1 protein-coding gene is annotated in these 637 nt (G+C 47.3%); it reads left to right on the forward strand.

Annotated features, from left to right (window positions below; genetic code table 11):
* Positions 1-637: flagellin hook IN motif-containing protein (locus tag R7Q09_RS26430; protein WP_318143977.1), on the forward strand; the 637-nt coding region annotated here is incomplete at both ends.

Raw genomic sequence — 637 nt, forward strand, 5'->3', positions numbered from 1 at the left:
TGCTGAAGGTGCAATGAACGAGACCACCAACATCCTACAACGTATGCGTGACCTGTCTCTACAATCAGCAAACGGCTCAAACTCGAAAGCAGAGCGCGTTGCGATTCAAGAAGAAGTGACAGCACTAAACGACGAACTAAACCGTATCGCAGAAACCACATCTTTTGGTGGTAACAAGCTACTAAACGGCACACATGGTGCGAAATCGTTCCAAATCGGTGCTGATAACGGTGAAGCAGTAATGCTTGAGCTTAAAGACATGCGCTCAGACAACAAAATGATGGGCGGTGTGAGCTACCAAGCTGAAAGCGGTAAAGGCAAAGACTGGAACGTTGCACAAGGCAAAAACGACCTAAAAATCAGCCTAACTGACAGCTTTGGTCAAGAGCAAGAAATCAACATCAACGCGAAAGCGGGCGATGACATCGAAGAGCTAGCAACGTACATCAACGGTCAAACAGACCTAGTGAAAGCGTCAGTAGACCAAGATGGCAAACTGCAAATCTTTGCTGGTAACAACAAAGTAGAAGGCGAAGTGTCATTCTCTGGCGGTCTGTCTGGTGAACTAGGCCTAGGCGACGACAAGAAAAACGTTACGGTTGATACTATCGACGTAACTTCAGTTGGCGGCGCACAA

The sequence above is a fragment of the Vibrio sp. 2130-1 genome, assembly GCF_033339515.1.